Origin of the sequence: Psychromonas sp. (genome assembly GCF_041586535.1) — a bacterium.
Classification (GTDB): Bacteria; Pseudomonadota; Gammaproteobacteria; order Enterobacterales; family Psychromonadaceae; genus Psychromonas.
In genome coordinates, this window is sequence record NZ_JBFGZY010000220.1 from 1 (window position 1) to 3,326 (window position 3,326).

1 protein-coding gene is annotated in these 3,326 nt (G+C 42.8%); it reads left to right on the forward strand.

The window, feature by feature from the left end:
* The first annotated feature begins 1,515 nt into the window (after positions 1-1,515).
* Positions 1,516-2,874 carry a sodium:proton antiporter NhaD gene (nhaD, locus tag ABZA00_RS16700; protein WP_372883282.1) on the forward strand — a complete coding sequence of 453 codons (1,359 nt, stop codon included), beginning with the start codon at positions 1,516-1,518 and terminating at the stop codon, positions 2,872-2,874.
* Positions 2,875-3,326: the final 452 nt, after the last annotated feature.

The window sequence follows — 3,326 nt, forward strand, 5'->3', positions numbered from 1 at the left end:
GAATCATGATAAAATCCAAGACCGAACTGAGGGGGTACTAAAAATACGCTGTTTCTGGATGAGAACTAGCTAGCATTCATTTTAACAAGCATAAATGAATAGATAATTATCGGATTTGGTATTACAGTGCTGAGCCTACTTTACCACCCACATTTTGTACCAAAAAAGAGACTTCCAATTCTTTAATTTATACCCGTGATACTTCAAGATGCAAAGTCAGCAAGGCAAATTGTGCCGAGATGCCAGGCATAAAATCGAAGTCTAGTTATTCTACAGAGAAATTTTATAACAAAGCAGATTGGTGCAACGCAGCACTGGTTTTCGATCTCGTGCCTGACAAAGCATTTTGAAGTAACTTGCTTCTGCTTAATGCGGGATATTTAATTATCGTCTGGTAATTACTCATCACTAGAGCGCCATATAGTTTAAAAAAACAGCACCAGCGAGAGCCAAAATGGTCGCAGGTAAGGCAAATTTTTGAAGATCTGGTGGGCCTAAATCGAAAAAATTTAACGCAACATGCGACCATTTGGGCCTCGCCCTTCGGGAGCGCCTAAAAATCGCTCATTCTGCGTTTTGTCAGCTCGAAAGAGATCTCTATTCCTTCGCTAACACGCCTTGCCTGAGCGATTTTTAGTCAGCTCTGGCGTTCGTTTTTTAAACTATATGGTGCTCTAGATAGTGGTATTGTTCAAAAAACAGGGTAAACAATAACTCACCATAGAGGACACCGAGAAGGCAGAGAAGAAATTTAATAGTCGATTGCTTATCTTTCCCGGTGCGTGGGTAATGTCTCTTTGCTCTTTGTGGGAAATATTCAAAATTGTGCCGAATGATTAACCCGTCTTGAATAAGGCGGGTTTTTAATGTTTTAGGAAACTAATCACTTAAAATGAAAGGCAAGCACTCGCTTACTTTTGCTGTTTGTCGATACTCAAAGCTTTGTCGACATTAAGGGGCATCAGTCTCTTTTTCTGTCATCTTTTATCCTATTCTTGTCAGCATTTTTTGATCCGGTGGTAAAAACTGTTTTTCGATAAGCCAAATACGCGAGTTAAAGCGGGAAGAGAATAGTAAGCTAAATACCCCAAACTATCCCGATAAGTAATGAAGCATACGTTTTCGAAATGCTGTTCTCTATAACATTGATATATATCAACATGATATTTTTAATATGTTTTATGTTCTATTTATGTGAGCACGTACTTATAAAGCTATTTATAGCCGACTGAATAGGTCAAGAATATTTGGCCTTTTATTTATAAATATTACTCTATTGTATTATCATATTTTAATTATTGAGCGGGATTGTCTTTCACGCTCATTTATTCAAATTTTATATAAATTTAATAACAGACTAGGCGATGTGGATTAACCATGCCGCACTTAGTCTAATGTGTTTTTTTTGACATAAAGAAAGGAGATCTTGTGAGAAAATTTTTATTGGGACTATCCCTATTTCTTGGCGCTGCAGTGCCCGCAATAGCCAGCAGCGGAGGCGGTGAGTTCATCAATATGACCACCACTTTCTACGGGATAGTGGCGGTGGTACTTTTTGTTGCTGCCTATTCCCTGGTTATCTTCGAAGAACAGCTGCACCTACGTAAGAGTAAGCCAGTGATGCTTGCCGCCGGTTTGATCTGGGTGTTGGTAGCGCTTGCTTACGGGGCTATGGGGGATACCCACACCCCGCATGATGCGATCAAGCACAATCTGATAGAGTACTCAGAGTTGTTTCTATTTCTGCTGGCGGCGATGACCTACATTAATGCCATGGATGAGCGCGATGTCTTTCAAGCCCTGCGCTCCTGGTTGGTCGGTCGCGGTTTCACCCTGCGGGTGGTTTTTTGGGTGACTGGTTTGCTGGCATTCTTGATTTCGCCATTGGCAGATAACCTGACCACAGCTCTGCTGATGGGGGCTGTTGTTATGGCGGTCGGTGGCAGCAATCAAAAATTCGTTATCGTTGCCTGCATCAACGTTGTTGTCGCAGCCAATGCCGGCGGAGCATTTTCGCCCTTTGGTGATATCACCACTCTGATGGTCTGGCAAAAAGGGAAGGTTGAATTTGCTGAATTTTTCGCAATTTTCCTCCCGTCGTTGGTTAACTGGTTGATTCCTGCAGTAATTATGAGCCTTACGGTCAGTAAAGAGCGACCTGAGGCAATGGATGAAACGGTTATGATGAAGCTGGGTGCCAAGCGGATTATTGCCCTCTTTATTCTGACCATCATCACTGCGGTATCGTTTCATAACTTTTTGCATCTGCCGCCCGCGACGGGAATGATGCTCGGTCTCGGGTACCTAGGGTTTTTTTCCTACTATCTGAAGAAGAAAGAGCACCGTCTTATTACCGGCGATCAGCCTCTCGATATGATCGGACATAACCCAGATGAACACTGTGAGGAAGGACACCATGGGCATATTGAGGGGTTTGACCTGTTCCGCAAGATAGCCCGTGCCGAGTGGGATACTCTGCTTTTCTTCTATGGGGTTATTCTCTGCGTTGGTGGACTGGGCCAGTTTGGCTATCTGGCAGTGACCTCAGAATTGATGTACATCGGTCTCGGAGCAACCTGGGCTAACGTGCTGGTTGGATTCCTTTCAGCAATTGTTGATAACATTCCTGTGATGTTTGCGGTGCTGACCATGGATCCTGTGATGAGCCACGGCCAGTGGTTGTTAGTGACTTTGACAGCTGGAGTTGGCGGTAGTATGTTGTCGATCGGTTCTGCGGCGGGTGTCGCCCTGATGGGAACTGCGCGGGGTGTTTACACTTTTGCTAATCATCTTAAATGGTCGTGGGCGGTTGCGCTTGGTTATGCTGCCAGTATCATGGTGCATTTATGGTTAAACGCAAATTATTTTCACTAAGCTATCAGCTTGATCCCGTCCGGGATCACCGCAAGGGCGGGGGAGTATTCTATCCGCCTTTTTTCACTCCTCCCTTACCTGCGTAAAGGTTACCTTTCTGGCGCTATTTGTGCGCATAAAAGCCATTATTTAACCACAACTTCTGGTAATTCTTCTTATACCAAATCCGATAATTATCTATTCATTCATGCTTGTTAAAATGAATGCTAGCTAGTTCTCATCCAGAAACGTTAACATACTGAAATATATAAAAAAACAGGCAAAAAAGAAGGAAAACTCCGGTAGATTTACTATAATTAATAGTGCTAACTAATTGATTACATTAAAAAAACCGGAGTTTGGAATGCGCGAAACACACAATCCTCAAATAAGTATATTCGAATTTTACGGTGAACACGAGACCGGTCAGCAATTAAAAAAGCTATCCCAAATTTTAGATGATAATCCTGCTA